Source organism: Streptomyces sp. NBC_00523 (assembly GCF_036346615.1).
Lineage (GTDB): Bacteria > Actinomycetota > Actinomycetes > Streptomycetales > Streptomycetaceae > Streptomyces.
On record NZ_CP107836.1, the window covers coordinates 4,082,418 to 4,099,886 of the forward strand.

16 protein-coding genes are annotated in these 17,469 nt (G+C 72.5%); 4 read left to right on the plus strand and 12 right to left on the minus strand.

The window, feature by feature from the left end:
- Nucleotides 1–32 precede the first annotated feature (32 nt).
- Nucleotides 33–2,102 (minus strand): HelD family protein, encoded by a 2,070-nt coding sequence (locus OHS17_RS18510; RefSeq protein WP_330313065.1) that lies wholly within the window; start codon nt 2,100–2,102, stop codon nt 33–35.
- A gap of 409 nt (nt 2,103–2,511) precedes the next feature.
- Between OHS17_RS18510 and OHS17_RS18515 the strand changes: the two genes are divergently transcribed.
- Nucleotides 2,512–2,682: a hypothetical protein gene (locus OHS17_RS18515; protein ID WP_203598674.1), complete on the plus strand. Its 171-nt coding sequence runs from the start codon at nt 2,512–2,514 to the stop codon at nt 2,680–2,682.
- A 22-nt stretch (nt 2,683–2,704) separates the two neighbouring features.
- On the opposite strand, the gene OHS17_RS18520 is transcribed toward OHS17_RS18515, so the two are convergent.
- The 3 genes from OHS17_RS18520 to OHS17_RS18530 form a co-directional block, all read right to left on the minus strand.
- Entirely contained in the window at nt 2,705–4,348 is a 1,644-nt protein-coding gene (locus OHS17_RS18520) for a DNA repair helicase XPB (RefSeq protein WP_330313066.1), read from the minus strand.
- Between the two features lie 177 nt (nt 4,349–4,525).
- On the minus strand, nt 4,526–5,071 hold the full coding sequence (locus tag OHS17_RS18525) for a hypothetical protein (RefSeq protein WP_330313067.1): 546 nt from the start codon (nt 5,069–5,071) through the stop codon (nt 4,526–4,528).
- Between the two features lie 73 nt (nt 5,072–5,144).
- Nucleotides 5,145–7,586 (minus strand): helicase C-terminal domain-containing protein, encoded by a 2,442-nt coding sequence (locus OHS17_RS18530; RefSeq protein WP_330313068.1) that lies wholly within the window; start codon nt 7,584–7,586, stop codon nt 5,145–5,147.
- An 85-nt stretch (nt 7,587–7,671) separates the two neighbouring features.
- Here OHS17_RS18530 and OHS17_RS18535 point away from each other — a divergent pair, with 85 nt between their 5' ends.
- Both OHS17_RS18535 and OHS17_RS18540 read left to right on the plus strand, forming a co-directional pair.
- Nucleotides 7,672–8,781, plus strand: coding sequence for a hypothetical protein (locus OHS17_RS18535; RefSeq protein WP_330313069.1), 1,110 nt, complete (start codon nt 7,672–7,674; stop codon nt 8,779–8,781).
- 186 nt (nt 8,782–8,967) lie between these two features.
- Nucleotides 8,968–9,594 (plus strand): HAD family hydrolase, encoded by a 627-nt coding sequence (locus tag OHS17_RS18540; RefSeq protein ID WP_330313070.1) that lies wholly within the window; start codon nt 8,968–8,970, stop codon nt 9,592–9,594.
- On the opposite strand, the gene OHS17_RS18545 is transcribed toward OHS17_RS18540, so the two are convergent.
- The 7 genes from OHS17_RS18545 to OHS17_RS18575 all read right to left on the minus strand — a co-directional run bounded on the left by OHS17_RS18545 (nt 9,591) and on the right by OHS17_RS18575 (nt 16,355).
- Entirely contained in the window at nt 9,591–10,331 is a 741-nt protein-coding gene (locus OHS17_RS18545) for a glycosyltransferase (protein WP_330313071.1), read from the minus strand. The genes OHS17_RS18540 and OHS17_RS18545 overlap by 4 nt on opposite strands.
- Nucleotides 10,332–10,394: 63 nt before the next feature.
- The gene (locus OHS17_RS18550) at nt 10,395–11,825 is read right to left on the minus strand and encodes a DUF6177 family protein (protein ID WP_330313072.1); all 1,431 of its coding nucleotides are present in this window, start codon (nt 11,823–11,825) and stop codon (nt 10,395–10,397) included.
- Between the two features lie 35 nt (nt 11,826–11,860).
- Nucleotides 11,861–12,772, minus strand: a complete 912-nt coding sequence (locus tag OHS17_RS18555; RefSeq protein WP_330313073.1) for a hypothetical protein — start codon at nt 12,770–12,772, stop codon at nt 11,861–11,863.
- 23 nt (nt 12,773–12,795) lie between these two features.
- Nucleotides 12,796–13,440 (minus strand): hypothetical protein, encoded by a 645-nt coding sequence (locus OHS17_RS18560; protein ID WP_330313074.1) that lies wholly within the window; start codon nt 13,438–13,440, stop codon nt 12,796–12,798.
- A 9-nt stretch (nt 13,441–13,449) separates the two neighbouring features.
- Nucleotides 13,450–15,630 (minus strand): hypothetical protein, encoded by a 2,181-nt coding sequence (locus OHS17_RS18565; protein WP_330313075.1) that lies wholly within the window; start codon nt 15,628–15,630, stop codon nt 13,450–13,452.
- A gap of 5 nt (nt 15,631–15,635) precedes the next feature.
- Nucleotides 15,636–16,034: a DUF6507 family protein gene (locus tag OHS17_RS18570; RefSeq protein WP_161208188.1), complete on the minus strand. Its 399-nt coding sequence runs from the start codon at nt 16,032–16,034 to the stop codon at nt 15,636–15,638.
- 96 nt (nt 16,035–16,130) lie between these two features.
- Complete coding sequence (locus OHS17_RS18575; protein WP_018101529.1) at nt 16,131–16,355, minus strand: hypothetical protein; 225 nt, start codon at nt 16,353–16,355, stop codon at nt 16,131–16,133.
- 224 nt (nt 16,356–16,579) lie between these two features.
- Between OHS17_RS18575 and OHS17_RS18580 the strand changes: the two genes are divergently transcribed.
- The gene (locus tag OHS17_RS18580) at nt 16,580–16,963 is read left to right on the plus strand and encodes a cold-shock protein (protein WP_018101528.1); all 384 of its coding nucleotides are present in this window, start codon (nt 16,580–16,582) and stop codon (nt 16,961–16,963) included.
- Nucleotides 16,964–17,043: 80 nt separating this feature from the next.
- On the opposite strand, the gene OHS17_RS18585 is transcribed toward OHS17_RS18580, so the two are convergent.
- A complete protein-coding gene (locus tag OHS17_RS18585) occupies nt 17,044–17,334 on the minus strand; it encodes a LuxR C-terminal-related transcriptional regulator (RefSeq protein WP_330313076.1) in 291 nt (96 codons plus the stop codon).
- Between the last annotated feature and the right edge of the window lie 135 nt (nt 17,335–17,469).

Consider the following 17,469-nt stretch of genomic DNA (forward strand, 5'->3'; position numbering starts at 1 on the left):
TGACGAGGGTCCCCCCGCCCCCGTTCACTTCGCTACGCCAACTCCTCCGGCAGCGGCGTCGCGTGAAGCACCGTCAGGCCGGAGACCGCACGGGTCAGCGCCACGTACAGGCGGCGCAGGCCCGTGCGTTCGTCCGGTTCGCCGTCGATCACGGCGGCCGGTTCGTCCAGCACCACGTAGTCGTACTCCAGGCCCTTCGCCAGCGAGGCCGGGACCAGGGTGAGCCGGGACTCGGCGGTCGTCTCCTGGCCGGGGGAGAGGTACGTGTGCCCGGCCGCGGTCAGCGCGTCGGCGAGGGCGGGAATGCGGGCGTCGGCGGCGATCAGGCCGATGGACCCCTCGTGCGTCAGGGACTCCTCGCAGGCCGCGACGACCGCCGCGTCCAGCGCATCGGAGGCCACCTCCCGTACCGACAGCGACCCCGGCGACTCACGCACCGATTCCACGGGCGTCAGCCCCGGCGAGATCACCGGGAGCAGCCGGGAGGCGTACGCGATGACATCGCGCGGCACGCGGAATCCGGCCGTCAGCTCCTCCACCAGCGCGTCCGCCTTGCCCAGATGGTGCAGCGCCTGCTCCCAGCTCTGCGTCGACCAGGGCGTGGTGCCCTGCGCCAGGTCGCCGAGGACGGTCGCCGAACCGGTCGAGCAGCGGCGGCCGACCGCGCGGTACTGCATGGGGGAGAGGTCCTGCGCCTCATCGATCACGACATGGCCGAGCGAGTGCGTACGCGACACCAGGTCGCCCGCCTCGTCGATCAGCACCGCGTCCGCAGCGGACCACTTGGCGGTCTTCACGCTGCGCGCCGGCTTGGTCCAGAGGATCGCCTTCCGCTCGTCCTCGGAGAGCAGCCCCTCCGCGTGCACCGCCAGGAAATCCGCGTCGGACAGCAGCCGCAGGACCAGCTTCGCCGGGTCCACGGCGGGCCAGATCGCCTTCACGGCCGCCTTCACGGCGGGGTTGCGGGCCACCGAATTCTGCACCCGGTCGTCGGGCGCCTCGCCCGACTGCTCCATGCGCACCAGGACGGCGTGCGCGATGCGCTGGGGCAGCGCCTCGTGGGCGGCGCCGTAGCGCATGTCCCGGGCCAGCAGCTCCTGGACCATCTCCTCGATCTCGTACGCCGGCACGCGCCAGCGCCGCGAGCCGCGCACCACCATGACCGGCTCGGTCGGCAGCGTGACGTGCGAGCGCAGCGCGCGCCGCAGCACTTCCGCCATGCGGGCGTCGCCCTTCACGACGGCGGCCGGGGCCTCGTCCGTGCCCCGGACCTCGATCTGCCCGGTGACCAGGTCCTCGACGGTCGCCTGCTTGACCTCCAGCTCGCCGAGGGCCGGGAGCACCTGCTCGATGTAGTGCAGGAAGGACTGGTTCGGGCCGACGACCAGGGTGCCGGTGCGGGCCAGGCGCTCGCGGTGCGCGTACAGCAGATACGCGACCCGGTGCAGGCCGACGGCGGTCTTCCCGGTGCCGGGGCCGCCCTGCACGCAGACCGTGCCGCCCAGCTCGCTGCGGACGATCTCGTCCTGCTCGGGCTGGATCGTCGCGACGATGTCCCGCATGGGGCCGACGCGGGGGCGCTCGATCTCCGCCTGGAGCAGCTTGCTCGTCTGCTCCGCCTCGGCGGGGTCGGTCAGGTGCTCGTCCTCGTACGCGGTGAGGTCGCCGCCCGTGTAGCCGAAGCGGCGCCTGCGGCCGACGTCCAGCGGGTCCTTGCGGGAGGCCCGGTAGAACGGCTGGGAGACCGGGGCGCGCCAGTCGATCACCATCGGGTCGCCCTGCGCGTCGTGCACATGGCGGCGCCCGATGTAGAACTCCTCGCCCTCGGCGCCTTCCGCCTCCTCCGCCCCGACGACGTGCAGGTAGTCCAGGCGCCCGAAGAACAGCGGGGTGTGGGCCAGGTCCGCGAGCGACTTGATGCGCTCGTCGATCTGGGCCTGGAGCACCGCCGCGTTCACCCAGTTCGCGGTGACGTCGCGGATGTCCAGGGCCTGGGCGTCCTCCCGCATGGCGCGCAGCGCGGCGCGGGATGCCGCGAGATGGGCGCGCTCATGGGCGAGGGGGTCGGTGGTGGTGTCGCTCTCGAATTCGTGCGCGGGCACGGTGTTGCCTCCGGCATTCAACGCAGGACGACGGACCGCGTCTCACCCTTGGGGGGTGTGCGGTCCGCTCGGGGATCGATCGTGCGTACGGTTGTCGGCCGGTTTCCGTCCGGTCGGCGGCGCTCCCCCGGCTGCCGGAAGGGCCCCTCGGGGGCCGCCGGTACCACGGTGCGGGAGGCGGGCAGACCGGGGAGTGTACCGGGGCGTGGGGGATGGGCGCGAATGCTTTTTTACGGCTCCGAGGCTCGTCGCTCGTCCGTCGGCGCGCGTCCGTCGGCACTCGTCCGTCCCCTAGGTGACGCCGTCCTCCCGTAGGGGGTGCCGTGCGACCGGAGGCGTACGCGGGTGGCGTCGCGCTTCCGTCTGTGGGGCGACGCCCCGGCGCGCCCGTCCGGAGCACCATGGATACATGAGCACCGTCACCCTTGACCCGAGAAGGACCGGGGCCACCGAGGCCCCCGGTCACCCCCACAACCGCGCCGCCGGCGCCCTGCGTGCCGTGAAGGTCTTCGCGCAGGCCGCCTTCGGCGTCGTCGTCCTCGGCGAGTACGCGGAGGAGGCGGGGGTGCGGCGGCGCTGACCGCCGCACCCGTGCCCCTTCCTCAGCTCTCCGACAGCAGCTCGTCCGCGTCGACGATGCGGTACGCGTAGCCCTGCTCGGCCAGGAACCGCTGGCGGTGCGCCGCGAAGTCCTGGTCGATCGTGTCGCGCGCGACGACCGAGTAGAACCGCGCCTCGTGCCCGTCGGCCTTCGGGCGGAGCACCCGGCCCAGGCGCTGCGCCTCCTCCTGGCGCGAACCGAAGGTCCCCGACACCTGGATGGCGACCGTCGCCTCCGGCAGGTCGATGGAGAAGTTCGCCACCTTCGACACCACGAGCACGTTCAGCTCGCCCTGGCGGAACGCCTCGAACAGCTTCTCGCGCTGTGCGTTGCTCGTCTCGCCCTTGATCACCGGGGCGTCCAGATGTTCGCCCAGCTCGTCCAGCTGGTCGATGTACTGCCCGATGACCAGGGTCTGCTCGCCCTTGTGCTTGCGCACCAGCGCCTCGGTGACCTTCCGCTTCGTCGCGGTGGTCGCGCAGAACCGGTACTTCTCCTCGGCCTCGGCGGTCGCGTACGCCAGCCGCTCGGAGTCCGTGAGGTTGACCCGGACCTCGACGCAGTCCGCCGGGGCGATGTAGCCCTGCGCCTCGATCTCCTTCCACGGCGCGTCGAACCGCTTGGGTCCGATGAGCGAGAACACGTCCGACTCGCGGCCGTCCTCGCGGACCAGCGTCGCGGTCAGGCCGAGGCGGCGGCGGGCCTGGAGGTCGGCGGTGAACTTGAAGACGGGGGCGGGGAGCAGGTGCACCTCGTCGTAGATCACGAGGCCCCAGTCGCGGGAGTCGAAGAGCTCCAGGTGCGGGTAGACGCCCTTCCGGCGGGTCGTCAGCACCTGGTAGGTGGCGATCGTGACCGGCCGGATCTCCTTGCGGGTCCCGCTGTACTCGCCGATCTCGTCCTCGGTCAGCGAGGTCCGCTTCACCAACTCGTGCTTCCACTGGCGGGCGGAGACGGTGTTCGTGACCAGGATCAGCGTCGTCGCCTTGGCCTGCGCCATCGCGCCCGCGCCGACGAGCGTCTTGCCCGCGCCGCAGGGGAGCACGACGACGCCGGACCCGCCGTGCCAGAAGCCGTCGACGGCCTGCTGCTGGTACGGACGCAGCGCCCAGCCGTCCTCGTCCAGCTCGATCGGGTGCGCCTCGCCGTCCACGTACCCCGCGAGGTCCTCGGCGGGCCAGCCGAGCTTGAGCAGCGTCTGCTTGACCTGGCCGCGCTCGGAGGGGTGCACGGCGACGGTGTCCGGGTCGATTCTGGTGCCCACCAGGGGCTGGACCTTCTTCGACCGGAGGATCTCCTCAAGGACCGGCCGGTCCGTCGTCGTCAGGACGAGCCCGTGCACGGGATGCTTGGACAGGGTGAGGCGGCCGTAGCGGTCCATCGTCTCGGCGATGTCGACGAGCAGCGCGTGCGGTACGGGGTACCGGGAGTACGTCACGAGCGCGTCCACGACCTGCTCGGCGTCGTGCCCGGCCGCGCGGGCGTTCCACAGCCCGAGCGGGGTCAGCCGGTACGTGTGGATGTGCTCGGGCGCCCGCTCCAGCTCGGCGAACGGCGCGATGGCCCGACGGCAGGCGTCGGCCTGCTCGTGGTCGACTTCGAGGAGGAGCGTTTTGTCGCTCTGGACGATGAGGGGTCCGCTCACGCGCGTTGGCCCTTCCGGCTCGGGGGAAACCTCCAGTGTGCCGCATGCGGGGGCGGTGTGTCGTTGGCCCGGTCCGGACTGGGGGGCCTCGCGCGATTGCCCCGGTCCGGGCGCACCGGTTCCGTCCTCAAGCGCCGGACGGGCTGGGATGTGCGCGGGCGGTCCGCAGGGCAGCGCTCACGAGGTCGGGGGACGGCGGCCGCGGCCCCGGGGGAGCCGGCCCTGGTGGACCGCCGCGTGCGCCGTGAGGGCCAGTTCCGGGGCGTCGGCCGTGAAGGAGTCGATCCGGATGGCCCGGCCGTCGCGGAGGCGGATCACGCAGGCGAAGCCCATCCCCCGCGCCTCGGCCAACGGCCGCCCGTCATCGCCGTGGGCGCCCACCGACGCGATGTCCTCCCACGGGATCAGCGTCGCGGCCCCCGCGACCCGGTGCGTAAGCCCCCGCTCGTGGACGTCGAAGCTCTGCTCACGCGTACGGAAGCCCTGGACGAACCGCCAGATCCCGAGGCCCAGGCCCACGAGGCCGACCCCGAGGAGGAGTCCGGCCAGCTCCGGGGCCCCGTCCGTGGTGCCGACGGACGCGAGCGCGACCGGTATCCCGAAGGCCAGTCCGGCCGCGCCGACGGCCGACATCACACCGGCCTGCACCAGGCGTCTGCCGCCGTCCGTGCGGTGCTCGCGGACGAAGCCGCCCAGTTGCCGGGCAGCGTCGGTACGTCGCATGTGAATCCCCCGTAGTCGCGGACACGCCAAAGTGTGCCCACGCCCGGCCCGGAGGCAAACAGGTACGGCCGGCCTACTCCGCCAGCTCCGCCACGCCCGTGATGCGGTGCAGCGGGTACGTGCGGATCTCGTCCGCCGTGTGGTCGTACGCCGTCACATAGCCGCCCTCCACGCGGACCGGGGCGATCACGCGCTGGCTCGCGGCGCCCTCCGCGTTGACGTAGCCGATCCACACCGCGGAGCCGGTCATCGCGGCGGCCTGGACGGTGACCAGGGTCTCCGCGGCGGTGGTGCGGGGCAGCGCGCCCGGCGGCGTCGCGGCGGCGGTGTCCTTCTGGGCGTGGACGACCGTCGCCGCGTCGTCCCCGGCCCGGATCGCCCGGACCGCCGCGCCGAGAAGCGTGGTGTCCGGCACGGGCGGGCCCTCGGGGACGGGGACGGGCGCGGACCGGGGCGGGGTGCGGAGGGCCCCGGCGCGGGTGATCAGGACGTCGCCGTCGGCGGACTCCGCGGCGGGGGCGTACCCCATCTCGCGCAGCCCGTCGAGCAGGGACGCCGGGTCGGCCCGCGCCGCCAGCACCGTCGGCGCGATCCGGCGCAGCCGCAGCGCGGCTGACCGCTTGTCGGCCAGGATCTCGCCGAGCACGGTCTCGTCGTCGCAGCGCACGTACGAGGAGGCCGCGCCGATCCGGAGGTGCCCGTGGCGGCGGGCCACGTCGTCGATGAGATAGCTCAGCGGCTGCGGCACCGGCGTACGGCTGTGCGTGGCGAGGAAGGCGTGCAGGTCGGCGGCGGTCTGCCCGGCGTCCAGGGCCCGGCGTACGGACCCGGGCGTGAAGCGGTACACCGTCGCCCCGCCCTTGGACTCGACGTCCGCGAGCGTGCCGAGCATGTCGGCCAGCGGGCGTTCCAGCGGACCGGGCGCGACGGCCGTCAGGTCGGCCTGGAGCAGCACGTGGTCCAGGGGCTCCGGCAGCAGCGGGGCGAGCAGCCCGGCGGCCTTCGCGGGCCCCTCGGTGAGCAGGGCGCGGGTCTGGCCGGCGAGCGCGCCGCGCCCCGTGATGCCCAGCAGCTCCGACTCGTTCAGCGTCCACAGGGCGATCCGGGACCGCAGATCCGTGGTCCCCTCGGCGGCGGCCCCGCGCAGCGGCCGCTCCCAGCGGAGCCGGGCGAGCACGGACTCGGGGTCGGGCGCGGTGCCGGCCGGCAACGTGTCGAGCAGGGCGAGGACCCGGTGGCGTACCTCCGGCGCGGCGGAACGGTCCAGGTCGGGGCCGAGCGCGGACAGCGCCCGCCCCTTCGCGTCCTGGCCGCCGACCAGGCCGGAGGTCCGGGTCGCGGTGAGCCAGGCCGTCGCGAGGGTGACCCACCGCTCCTGCGCGGGCGCCTCCAGCCACTCGTCGGACGCCGGCGTCGGCGCGTACCGCTCGTCCGCCTCGCCGTCGGAGGCCAGCAGCCCGGCCGCGTACGCGAGTTCCACCCAGAACGCGGCGGCCGGCTCGGTGACGTCCAGCGCGGTCGCCGTCTTCCGCAGCTCCCGCACGCTCAGCCCGCCCGCGCGCAGGACGGCCGGGCCGCCGCCGTTCCAGTGCTTCAGCAGCTCCTCGACGGTCGACACCGCCAGGAACGCCTGGCCGGCCGCCGCGCTGTCCACAGCCTGTGGATCGCGTTCGGCGACGGCGGTCACGGCCGGAGGCCGGGGTTCCGGCGTCCGGTGGGCACGCCCGGCCCGCAGATGCAGCGCCGCCTCGCGCGGCAGCACGACGGTCCGGGTCGAGACGGGCAGCAGCAGCCCCCGGTCGCGCAGCCACTTCACGGGCGCCGTCGGATTCGGCGTGACCTCCCCGTACGGCGGCCCCCACACGAGCCGGTCCAGCACCGCTAGGGCCTCCGTGGGCGCGGTGTCCAGCAGCTCGCCCATCCGGGCGCGGTCGGTGAACAGCCCGGTCAGGGCCGCCACCGCGGACACCGGGTCGTGCGTGGCGGGCAGCCCGGCGGCGGCCAGGATCTCCTGGAGCCGGCCGGGCGACATGCCCGCGGTGGCCTCGGCGACGGTCGGCCCGAGACCGGTGGGGGAGGGGTGCTGCGGCGACGGCGACAGCAGCTCCCGCGCCGTGCGGACGAGCCGGAGCCGGTCGTCGTCGCCCCAGACGAGCGCCTGCTCCCGCAGGGTCCCGAGCGCGCCGGGCAGCGCCTCGGTGATCGCGGTGCCCACGTCGTCGCGCTGCTCGCCGTCGTCCTGCCCGTCGCCGGTCAGCAGCCCGAGCAGCGTGTCGTACGGTGCCGGGTCGGGCGCCACCGCGAGCGCCTCGGCGGCCTGGAGGGCGAACCGGTCCAGGCGTTCCAGGGCGCGTACGACGGACGCGCGGGTGCCCGCGCGCGTGGCGAGCTGCGTGATGTCGCCCGGCACGGGGGAGAGGAGATCGGGCCGCGCCCGCAGCAGCCCGGCCAGTGACTCGTCGTCCCGGGCGCGCAGCGCCTCGGCGAGCGTCCGCGGTGGTGTGGTCGTCCCCATCCGCCCCACGTTAGCCGCTCCGGACAGCCCTGAGGGCGCTACCGTCGGTGCAGGCCGGTGGCGGGGAACCGAGGGGAAGCGACGCGTGGGGATCGAGAGCGACCAGCTCGTCTACGACTACCTGAGCCGGGTCGGCGACCTGGCTCAGCAGCAACAGTTGCCGTCGGGCGCCCGAATGCGCCTCATCGCGGAGCTCCGCACGGAAATCGACCGCCGCCGCGAGGCGCAGGGCGCCCACACCCCCGGTCAGGTACGCCGCATCATCGGCGCGCTCGGCACCCCGGACGACCTGGTGGCGGCAGCGGCGAAGACGGGGGCGGCGGAGCCGCCGGAGCATCCGGAAATCCCTGAACCACGTCGCGCGAGTCTTCGGGGTCCGGCCGCGCGGGGGGCCGCCCCGGACGCCCCCGCGCCGCGCCGCGCGGCCAAGGGCCGCTTCGGGCTGCGGCGGCCGAACCCGGACGCCGACGCTCCGGTGCCGCAGCAGGCGGATCCGGACGACTCGGCCCCGTACCGGGTCGGCCCCGACGACTCCGCCCCCCACCGGCTGGGCATGGACGAGCTGGGGGCGGACGCCGGTGACGGCGAGTGGTGGCGGGACGAGCCCGGGCCGTTCGGTGAGACGGGGCCCGGGGCGTTCGGCGAGTTCGGCCCGGGTACGGAGGTGCCGGGGTTCCGGGGCGGCGTCGAGATCCCGGCGCTGCTGCGGCCGCCGGAGCCGGAGCCGGAGGCCGAGGAGGAGGAAGAGGAGGACGAGGCTCCGGAGGAGGAGGCGGAGCCGGAGGCCCCTCCGGAGAAGGCGCGCCGCCGGTTCCGCCGCGCCCGCCCGGTCCTGGCGGCCCCCGAGGCGGCCCCCCGCCGGGGCATCGGCCACCCCGTCCTGCTGCTGGCGGCCGCCCTTCTCGTGGTGGGCGCCGCGATGGGCTCCCTGCTGGCCCTCGCGGGCGGCTGGCTGCTCGCGTACAGCTCCCGCAAACTGTCCCGCGCGGAAGCGAAGTGGGCCGCGATGGGCCTCCCCGGCGTGATCGCGACGGCCGCCCTGGTCTGGCTCTGGGGCCGCATGGACGGCCGCTGGGGCACCCCGATCCCGGAACACGGCATGAAGGACGCGCTGAGCGACGTATGGCCGGTCACAGTACGCACGGCGGCGGTGGCGTCGGCGCTGTTCCTGCTGTGGCGGTCGAGGCGGAGGTAGGGGGAGCGCCGCCCCGTCCGGCGAGGACGGAACCGAGCGCCTCCTGGACGCCCGCGCCACCCAAGCCCGTCCGGCGTTTGAGGACGGAACCCCGCGCCCGGGCCCCCGGCGGCCCACCGTCCCGCCCACCCGGGCGCGCCCGAAACCCCACCCCCGGCCGAAGGCCGGCCCGGCACAATGGGTCGTATGACCCCCTCACCCCTCACGGTCGGCTTCGACCTGGACATGACGCTCATCGACTCCCGCCCCGGCATCAAGGCCGTCTACGAGGCCCTCGTCGCCGAGACGGGCACCCCGATCGACACCGATCTCGTGGTGAGCCGCCTCGGCCCCCCGCTGGAGGACGAGCTCGCGAACTGGTTCCCCGCCGCCGACGTCCCCGCCATGGCCAACCGGTACCGGGCGATGTACCCCACGTACGCCATCGAGCCGACCCTCGCCCTGCCCGGCGCCCGGGAGGCGATCGAGGCGATACGGGAGCGCGGCGGCCGCACGATGGTCGTCACCGCCAAGTACGAGCCGAACGCCAAGCTGCACCTGACCCACCTCGGCATCGAGCCGGACGTCATCGCGGGCAACCTCTGGGCCGAGCAGAAGGCCGTCGCGCTGAAGGAGCACGGCGCCACGGTCTACGTGGGCGACCACATCGGCGACGTCCGCGGCGCCCAGGCCGCGAACGCCGTCCCGGTGGGCGTCACGACGGGCCCCTGCGACGCGGAGGAACTGCGCACGGCCGGAGCGCACACCGTCCTCGCCTCGCTCACCGAACTCCCCGCCTGGCTGGACGCGTACACGCGGCGCACCGCGCGCTAACGCGCCCCGAACAGCTCCCGGAACGCCCTGGCCCGCTCCCCGATGACCCGCATGCGCGCGTCCCACTCGGGCCCCTGCGCATGGGCCGGGTCGGTGGTGATCTGGCCGTCGTGCTTCCGGTAGAGGAGCCCCACCTCGGCGATGAACCAGCCCGGGCTGAAGGCGTCGAGCCCGAGCAGCAGCCCGGTGTCGCCCGAGGCCGGCAGGGCGGTCCAGCCGCCGAGGGCGACGATGAGCTGCCGGCGTACGCAGAGGGTGGCCGGGTGGACCTGCGCCCGGTGGTGCAGTTCCCAGTGGGCGAGGACGTCGCCCGGCTCGACCGGCCCCTCCGCCGGGTCCGGGAAGCCGACGCGGCTGCCGTCCGGCATCAGGTCCAGCACGGCCGAGGTGACCCACCCGACCTGGGGCCGCTCGGTCAGCACCCGGATGTCCCGGGCGAGGGCCCCCTCGGTCAGCAGGTCATCGGCGTCCAGCGTCTTGACGAGTTCCCCGTACGACCGCCCCAGCGCCACGGTCTGCGAGACATGCGGCCCGCCGCGCCGCGAGGAAGCGACCTTGATCCGGGGATCGTCCGGCAGCAACTCCGCCGCCCCGACCCCCTCCCCGTCCTCCTGTATCAGCCACTCCCACTCCCACCCCTCGGGCAGCACCTGGCCCGCGAGCGAGTCGTACGTCTCCCGCAGATACGTGAGCCCGGCCCGGTGCACGGGGGTGATGAGGGACAGGAGCTTGGTCATGAGCGGCCTTCCGGGCAGAGGAACAACATGCCCGGGGCAGCGAAGCACAGCCCCGACACCCCGTCAAAAGCCTCGCGGAGAGACCGAATCAGCGGTCCGGGCGGCGCGCCTCATGCGTACGTGGATCTCCCGCAGCCGTTCCCCGCCGGACGGGCCGTCGCCGTCGCCCAGCACGTAGTGCAGCCCCGGTCTGGCGGTCGATCCGAGCCGCACCGGCACGGTGTCGGCGAGGGCTGTGCCGGTGAGGTCGAGACCAGCGACGGCGTCGGGCCCCAGGGTGAAGGAGACGGGCACTGGAGGCGGTTCGTACCGGGCTGCGGTACTCAGGTCGGCCCGGGCGGAACGCAGTTGGGTGACCATGGTCGCGAGGCCGTGCCCCGTGGACAGGGACGCCGCGAGTTCCGGCACGTGATCCAGCGGCACGTCGTGGCCGGGCCCGTAGCCGAGGACGATCGTGGCGCGTTCCTCGACGCCGGCAGCGGTGTGCGACACCCGCACGGTGGCGATCGAGGGTCGGCCCGAACCGCCCACGGCGACCACCCAGGTGGGCAGGGACTGCCGGGCGCGCCCACGGGCCAGTTCGGTCAGCTGGCGCGGTGACCAGGGCACGTTGACGGGCTCCGCGGTGGACCACCCGGCGGGTGGCGCTCCCGTGAGCGTGCGCCAGGCCAGCTCCAGGGCGCCGCCGAGGACGAGGCGGTCATCGGCCGGATGAATCGTGCGCAGGGAGAGGAGCAGCTGCCGTTCCCCCTCGTACCCGGCCCGCCGCCGGAAGGCCTCCGCGGTCCGGGGCGCGCCGTTGTCCGTGGTGGCGGGGGCGAAGTGCCCGTCGTGCCAGTTGAGTACGGCCCCCGAGAGGCCGTCGTAGTAGCCGCACTCCGGATCCCGGACGACCCAGCGCGAAGGCACCCCGTCGAGCAAGGTGTGAACGGGGAACGTGAGCCGGGTATCCGGAGGCGTGACGAGTTGCAGCTCCCGCCCGGTGCGTACGGCACTACGGGCGACGTCGGTCAGCCACGTGGTCGCGGCCACGACGGGGCGTCCCTGGATGACGACGGCCGCCCTCGCGGTGAGCACGTCGACACCGGGGGGCGCCGTATCGCCGCTGAGCCCCGCGAGGCCGGGGACCACCTCGGTGTGCCCGGCCCGGGGCGGCCAGACGGCGCCCCCGAGCACCGCTGCCAGCCGCCCCCCGACGGACCCCGCGAGCCGGGCCGCGCCCGCCGCCGCACTGGACGCCCGCGCCTCCGTCCACCACACGGGCGACTCGTCCCAGACACCCTTGCCGAGCAGCCTCTCGACCTCGCCGGACACTTGGAGATACCGGGGTGCTTCGAGCGAGACCAGCGTCTGTCCGGAGTCCGCGCACAGTCGCACGACGGCCCCGTCCCCGGCCTCGTCCACCCGCAGGTCGGGGCCGCCCGCGTGCAACCCGGCCAGCAGCGCCTTCGGGTCGGGCATTCGGGGGGTGAGTGCGATGACGTCCTGGGTCATGCTGCTCCGTCTTGTGAGGATGGCGCGCGATGCGGTCAGTACCGGCCGGACAGCTCCTCCAGGGCGTCCAGGGACGGTGCTTCCACGGGACCCCCCTCGGCGATGACACCGGCTTCCGGCGGCGCGGGGCGCCGGACCGCGTCCCGCAGTGCCGCGAGCGGGGTGAGCCCGCTGCGACGGGCTTCCCTGAGGGCCGTGACCCAGGCCGCCCCGGCGTCGAACGCCTCGTCACCGGCTGCGGTACGGGGGACGTACCCGGCGGCGGAATCGTCGACGGCCGCCCAGACGAATCCCAGCGTCCGGTCGTCCCGCCGGACCGCGACGTACCGGACGGGGCCGTCGGCGATCTGCTCGTAGTCGTCCTCGGACCGCGGCAAGCGGGAGTCGAGCAGCCGTGCGCGGTCGAGCGTCTCGAAGGTCCCCCAGGCATCGTCGTAGGCGGGACCTTCGGCCCGTACGTCCCTGAATCCGGTCGTGCTCGGTGCCGCGTACCGATTCTCCTCACCCGCTTCGGGCGGACCGCCCAGCAGCGCCGAGATGCCGTCGAGCGCGGCGGCGAGCCGGGATGCGTTCAGCGCGTACACCTCGGGCTGTTCCCTGCCGCGGGTGTCCATGGTCAGCCAGGCATCGGAGTACGTCTCCAGCGTCGCGACCAGCAGGGTGCCGCCCCACACCTCCACCTGAACGGCGAACAGCTTCTCGGCGCGGTACGTGCCCCCGGGCTCCAGCCATGTGCCGGGGCAGTCGATACGGATGACGACGCGGTCCCGAGGGTCATTCCGGTGGGAGACCCGCACCCCGGCCTTCCCGCCGGGCCGGGCGAGCCCCGGCTCCGCCAACCGGCGCCACAGGTCCGTCGCGGTCTGCGCAGCATGTCCGTGCCTGAACTCAGCATCCTTCGCACGGGGCTCCCATGACCACTCGCCGACAGGAGATGAGGTGATCATGTCGGCGCCCTTCCCGGACTCACTCACAGCCTGTCGGTCACGTCGGGGCCCATGCCGTCCTCCTGTACTTCGCGTGTGGCGATCCCCTCACGCGTAGCCGCTCCGAAATACGTCGGTTCGCCGGGTTCGGGGTTCATGCCGAGCAGGCCGCTCAGTTCGGCCAGGGCTGCCGTGAGCCGTGGAGCATTCTTGTCGTACACCGCGGGCTGGGGCCGGCCCGCGAAGTCATGCCATCCCCAGACATCGTGGTGCACCCTGATTTCTGCCGAGAGTCCGGTCGGGGCAGTCGAAAGGGACAGATTCACCAGTTCGGATTCGGACCAGGACCGGCCGTCCGCATCGAACCACTTTCCTGCGCCGAGCACGGCGATGTCGGCGATGTCGGCGGCCGGTTGTGCCGTGGGGCGGCTGCCGGTGACTCGTTCAGGAACGGTCGGGTCACTCAGTCCCCTGGTGAGCTCAAGGGTGGTTGTTACGCCTGTTGCCCCTATGTCCAGGACATACCACCTGTACGTGAGCGCGGTCGGCGTAAGGAGTTCGAGCCCGGCCAGAACGTCACACATGCGGGCAGCAACCATGAGGGCGGACCTCAGCCCCGGCTCGGCGAAGTCGTACAGGTCCCAGTACCAGGAACCGCACTCCCGGGGTGCGCGCAGCAGTCTTGACATGATGTTTCCTTACGGGAACGTAGTTCCGCTCGGCGGTACGGACAGGGAACCATCGGTGAAACGCAGGAGGAAGGTTCCGTTCATTTTCCGGGCGAGAAACTCCGCCTTGTTGAACATGCGGGGTGTGAGGTCCGACATTGGCTTATGGATATCCAGAAGCGCCACGCGATGGTCTATTCCCTCATACGTCAACTGACTGGACGCCTTCTCGGCAGCGCTGCTGATCCCGTTGATGTTATTGACGTCTTTGAGCTGGTATCCGTATGCAATCGAGCCATCGGGATGCCGCGTGTAGACGTCCAGGTCGAACGTCCTCGTGTCGAGCTCCACTCCGATGCGAGCCACTCCGTGCTCCTGCAGTTCGGTTGCCAGTCTCATAGCCATGTACGCGGCCGGCACCATTCCCTTCGGGTCCGCCTTGCTGGGGCCTTGCTTGCACATGTTGAGCAGCGACTTGTAGCCCTCCACGTCGCGGAGATGGCCACGTGTGATCATCTCGGCCACACCGGCGCCGTACGGATCCTTGCGCAAGGAACGGAGCAGGGTCTGCTGGTCGCGAACGTCCATCTTGGCGCGGGCCAGCTCGTCGACCACTCCGGCCTCCTGCTCGGGCGTGATTCGTCCGGTCTGTGCCTGCGCGACGTTGCCGATGTCCTTGCTGTACTTCGCCGGGTCGATGTCGGAAGGAGGCGCCGGAGAGTTGTCGTGCCCCGCATGTGCCTCTGCCGGTCCGGAGTCCGCGGTGTGGTGCGTTCCGTCGCCCTCACCGTCGGTATGGTGGCTGCCCGGGGCATCAGCATTCGCGACGTGCCCGGCATCGCGCCCGCCACGCGGCGGCAACCCTTCGCCCGCGTGGGTCGTGGCGTCGGGCGCGTGGCCTCCGACGGCGGCCGGCTCCCGGCGGGCCGGGTGTTCGTCGCCGGTCCGGCCCTCTGCCGTCGGCTCGTGTCTCGCCGGTTCCAGGTGGGGGTTGCCCTCGCGGTCGAGGGGGACGAAGTTGCCGTCCTTGTCGATGCGGTAGCGGTGGTCCAGGTCCAGGACGCCGTCGGGGAAGCGTGAGGCCGGGATGCGGAGGTGGTCGCTGACGTTGGCGAGTACCTGGGAGACCTTGGGCAGGTCCGACAGGGCCTTGGCCGCTCTGAACGCGCCGCCGAGCGGGTCCAGGGCGTCACCGATCCGGGCCACGGTGCCCGCCGCTTTCGCGAACGTTCCGCCCTTGCCGAGCTTGGCGGCGACCCCCAGCGGGCCCGCGAAGAGGGTGAGGAGATTGAACGAGACGATGGCGTGGCCCCGGGCCGGGTCCTCCGGCGTGACGTCGTACGCGACGAGCTGCTTGGCGAACTCCTTCGCGTACGCCTCGCTCTCCCGCTGCCAGTCCGACAGGTGCTCGCCCTGGCCCAGGGCGTCCATGCCGTACGCGTACCCGCCGACGGCTGTCCGGCGTAAGCCGTCCCATGCCTCGTCGCGGTCCTTCTCCCCGTGGAAGCCCACCAGCGTGCCCAGGCCGTCGATGCCGCCCCAGATGCTGTCCTTGGCAAGGCCCTCCCAGGCCCAGCTCTTGGCCCCGTGGCCCCACCAGCCGAGGCTCCAGCGTTCGTACGTGCGGTCTTCGGGGCTGCCCCACGGCAGGTTCTTCATCCCCGCGAGCAGGTCCTCGGACGGGCCGTACGTACGGGGCCCGTGGGAGCCGTCGTCGACGGTCCAGCGGGGCCTGGACATGGCCGGACTGATCGCCTCGATCACGTTCGCGGCCTTGCGTTCCGCCTCGTGGAAGCCGTCCTGAGCCGTGGCCACGTCGTCCATCAGGGCCTGGTGCTCGTCGAGCTTCTTCTGGTCCTCGGTCCAGTCGTCGTCACCCTCGACGCCGTGGACGAAGTCGATCGCGTCCAGCTTCAGCTGCTTGAGCCGGTCCGCGTGCGGCTTCGCCTCGTGAATGAACGTGTCCAGGGCGTCGGCCAGCGATTCGATGTCCGTGGCGAACTCCTCCGCCGTGTCCATCACCGGCTGGGTGGACGAGAACAGCTGGTCGGCCTCGGGTGCCTTGTAGTAACCGGCCGTCGCCTGGAAGCGGGAATGCACGTCCTTCCCGCTGGTGCGGATGCCGAGGGCGTGCGTACGAAGACCGGACGCGGCCTTTTCCAACTGGGCGAAGTCGCCGGTGTACTGCGGGATGCCGCCGGGCTGGATCACGGCGGCTACTTCCCGTCCCGCTCGCCGGGCGGCTTTCCGGCGGCTCTGAGCTCCGCGGGGGTGGGGGCCTTGGCCGCCTCGCGCTGAGCCCGGGCCGCCATGGCGAGGTCGCCCTCGATGTACTCGGTGGTCGCCTTGACCGTGCCGTCCATCGACTTCTTGGCCCGGGCCGCCATGAACGTGATCTTGTGCTGTGTGTCGGTCACGAAGTTGACGACGGCGGCGCCCACCGGACCCGACGGCGCCTCACCGCAATAGGGCCCGCTGATCGTCCCCGCGGACACCGCCGCGTCCTCGACGCTCCTGCCGTAGCCCCTGACGTCTTTGCTCAGGTCTTTGGCGGCAAGCCCGACCAGGGACAGGATCGACTCCACCCCGCCCGGATCGATGTCCCATCCCGTCATGTCGTCCCCCCGGTACGGCGCTGCAAGGAGCTCCATCTCTACCAAGGGGTGCATTGCAAGTGCAACGCATTTCTGGCCAAAGGCCGGACGACGCGGCTACCGCTCCCGCGACCCCGCCCGTGCCGAGCGGATCACGCCTGCCGCGGCGATCAGGAAGCCGACGCCCATGAGCATGCAGAGGGACCAGGCGATGGACGGCAGCGGATCGGTGCCGAGGAAGAGCGGGGCCATGGTGGCGAGGGTGGAGAGGGCGCCGATGAGGAAGACGATCGCGCCGATCCGGACCAGCCGGTCGCCCGCGCCGGAAGATGAGGTACTCACCCCGCCAGGGTAGTTCCCGGACGCAGCGAAACCGTCTCCGGGTGGAGGGCGGAACGGTGTCCGGGTGACGCAGGTGCCGTTTCCGGACACAGTCCGGATGACCAGGCTTGACGAGGGGTACTTCCCCTGTGGAGGCTTCAGCCAGCAGGGGAGCACGACCACAGGACGGCCTGACCTGCTGAGGGCATTCGTTCCGGCATACGGGTTGAGATGGGGTGCGTGCTTTGCCGACTGGCAAGGTCAAGTGGTTCAACAGCGAGAAGGGCTTCGGCTTCCTCTCCCGCGACGACGGCAGCGACGTCTTCGTGCACTCGTCCGTGCTCCCGGCCGGGGTCGACGCTCTCAAGCCCGGTCAGCGCGTCGAATTCGGCGTGGTCGCCGGCCAGCGCGGTGACCAGGCGCTCTCCGTGTCGATCCTCGACCCGACCCCGTCCGTCGCGGCCGCCCAGCGCCGCAAGCCGGACGAGCTGGCCTCGATCGTCCAGGACCTGACGACCGTCCTGGAGAACATCACGCCGATGCTGGAGCGCGGCCGCTACCCCGACAAGGCGGCGGGCGCCAAGATCGCCGGCCTCCTGAGAGCGGTCGCGGACCAGCTCGACGTGTAGCAGCGAGACATCGCGGTGTGGGCGTCCCCGGCCGGGGGGCGCCCACATGTGTTGTACGCCCCCGACCCGGTGGCCCTCAGCTAGGCGGCATCCTGGCCGGCCACCCCCTGCTCCCATGGTGCTTCGGGCCGACGGCCCTCATCGCCCCCGCGGGTCCGGTCGAGCCAGCCGAGTTCCTGCGCCCGTGCGCCGAGCGCCAGCCTGCTGTTCACGCCGACCTTGAGCATCAGCCCTTTCACATCACGCTGCACGGTGCGGTGGCTCAGCCCCAGGGCGCGCGCCGCCCGGGCGTCCTCATATCCGGAATACAGGAGTTGCAGGAGCCTTAGCTCTCTTTCGTTGACTCCGTTACCTATGTCCGACTTACTCATTTCCCCCCCCCGGGGATCGCTAAGTCTGTAGCGCGTACCAAGTTAGCGCACTCGGGAGAGGCGGGGCAGCCCCCATGAATCACCCCAAGGTGCCCCAAGGTGTATCGCGGCTGACGCATTTACGCCATGCTCCGC

Coding starts and splice junctions, on each gene's coding strand:
- OHS17_RS18545 (WP_330313071.1), bottom strand. CDS start 10,331: ATGACCAAGCTCCTGTCCCTCATCACCCCCGTGCACCGGGCCGGGCTC.
- OHS17_RS18540 (WP_330313070.1), top strand. CDS start 8,968: ATGACCCCCTCACCCCTCACGGTCGGCTTCGACCTGGACATGACGCTC.
- OHS17_RS18525 (WP_330313067.1), bottom strand. CDS start 5,071: ATGCGACGTACCGACGCTGCCCGGCAACTGGGCGGCTTCGTCCGCGAG.
- OHS17_RS18515 (WP_203598674.1), top strand. CDS start 2,512: ATGAGCACCGTCACCCTTGACCCGAGAAGGACCGGGGCCACCGAGGCC.
- OHS17_RS18555 (WP_330313073.1), bottom strand. CDS start 12,772: ATGATCACCTCATCTCCTGTCGGCGAGTGGTCATGGGAGCCCCGTGCG.
- OHS17_RS18550 (WP_330313072.1), bottom strand. CDS start 11,825: ATGACCCAGGACGTCATCGCACTCACCCCCCGAATGCCCGACCCGAAG.
- OHS17_RS18585 (WP_330313076.1), bottom strand. CDS start 17,334: ATGAGTAAGTCGGACATAGGTAACGGAGTCAACGAAAGAGAGCTAAGG.
- OHS17_RS18530 (WP_330313068.1), bottom strand. CDS start 7,586: ATGGGGACGACCACACCACCGCGGACGCTCGCCGAGGCGCTGCGCGCC.
- OHS17_RS18570 (WP_161208188.1), bottom strand. CDS start 16,034: ATGACGGGATGGGACATCGATCCGGGCGGGGTGGAGTCGATCCTGTCC.
- OHS17_RS18560 (WP_330313074.1), bottom strand. CDS start 13,440: ATGTCAAGACTGCTGCGCGCACCCCGGGAGTGCGGTTCCTGGTACTGG.